Origin of the sequence: Tabrizicola sp. YIM 78059 (assembly GCF_004959785.1) — a bacterium.
Taxonomy (GTDB): Bacteria; Pseudomonadota; Alphaproteobacteria; order Rhodobacterales; family Rhodobacteraceae; genus Tabrizicola; species Tabrizicola caldifontis.
On sequence record NZ_SJZH01000066.1, the window covers coordinates 1 to 518 of the forward strand.

At 73.6% G+C, this 518-nt stretch carries 1 protein-coding gene; it reads right to left on the minus strand.

The genetic code is table 11. The features are described 5' to 3' along the window. A partial coding sequence (locus EZM81_RS18050; protein ID WP_136646744.1) for a DUF3489 domain-containing protein occupies positions 1–517 on the minus strand: 517 nt, incomplete at its 3' end. Position 518: the final 1 nt, after the last annotated feature.

Consider the following 518-nt stretch of genomic DNA (forward strand, 5'->3'; position numbering starts at 1 on the left):
CCTCGAGCCCGAGCTTCTTCTTCAGCGCCCCGGCCATTGCGCCGCGAACGGTGTGGGCCTGCCAGCCGGTCGCGGCCATGATCTCCTCGATGGTCGCGCCCTCCGGCGCGCACAGCATGGCGATCAGGGTGGCCTGCTTCGTCCCCCCGCGCGGCGTGCGCGCCTTGGGCGCAGCCTTCGGTTCGGTGGGGGTGTCCGGCGCGGGCTCCTCGGAAGGCGCGTCCGTCGCGCCCGCAGGCGCGGGGTTCGCGTCTTCGGTCTCGATCCCGATGGCGGCGAGGCCTGCGTCGGTGGCGACCAGCGTCACGCCGTGGCCGTCGCCGGTCTCGCGCCAGACGGGTTCGCCCTTGCGCATGTCCGCGTCGACCTCCTGCAGGAAGCCCTTGGCGAGCATCGCGCCGACCACCTTGGTGGCGGCCCCGCCGCGCAAGCTGTCGGGGAGCGGCAGGGCGATGCGGTCCGCGCGCTGTGCGGCGGCGCTGAGGATGATGGCCTGGGTGTCGGAAAGCTTGGTCATG